This window comes from Xenorhabdus innexi (genome assembly GCF_002632485.1).
Lineage (GTDB): Bacteria > Pseudomonadota > Gammaproteobacteria > Enterobacterales > Enterobacteriaceae > Xenorhabdus > Xenorhabdus innexi.
On sequence record NZ_NIBU01000245.1, the window covers coordinates 1 to 576 of the forward strand.

Consider the following 576-nt stretch of genomic DNA (forward strand, 5'->3'; position numbering starts at 1 on the left):
GAACCAAACTGGGTCCAGCTGGCTTTGCCGTCACGCACTTCGGAGAAGGTTTCCACGGCAGCGGAGGCGACTTTAAAAAATGCCACGGCCGAGAGGATTAAGCCCCCAATCACAATGCCATCCTGCGCATAGCCCTTCACCTGACCCAACAATCCGCCGCCACCACCACTTTTCGGCGGTTCGATGGCCGGTAAATCGGCCCGGGCAGACTCACAGGCCAGGCCGAACAGCAAAAACAGGGTACTGATCCGGGTCATCAGCTGCGTACTGACACGACGGCAGAAGGTAAAAACAGGTTTCATCATCAATCGGTTCCTTTTTGTTATGTTCATTGCATCAGCTGGCAAACATCCAGACCGCAATCACCAGTAACAGCGCTGTTCGCAGGGCAAACTGGCTGAGGGTCTGATTACGCACGTTGTCATTCGCCCAGCCGTTCCAGACATCCAGCGCCGCCCAGGCTGCCCAGAGAAACAGCGTCGCGAAGAAAAAGCCGACACACACCAGAGACAGAAAATGAATATCAAAGTGCCCTGAAGCCGCCTCAAAGGCATGGCGCTGGGTCGGGGTCATTGC

2 protein-coding genes are annotated in these 576 nt (G+C 55.7%); both read right to left on the reverse strand.

The features are described from left to right. The coding region (locus Xinn_RS21390) for a TIGR03745 family integrating conjugative element membrane protein (protein WP_342210415.1) at positions 1-302 on the reverse strand (302 nt) is incomplete at its 3' end. Between the two features lie 34 nt (positions 303-336). After that, positions 337-573, reverse strand: a complete 237-nt coding sequence (locus Xinn_RS21395) for a TIGR03758 family integrating conjugative element protein (protein WP_086954000.1) — start codon at positions 571-573, stop codon at positions 337-339. Between the last annotated feature and the right edge of the window lie 3 nt (positions 574-576).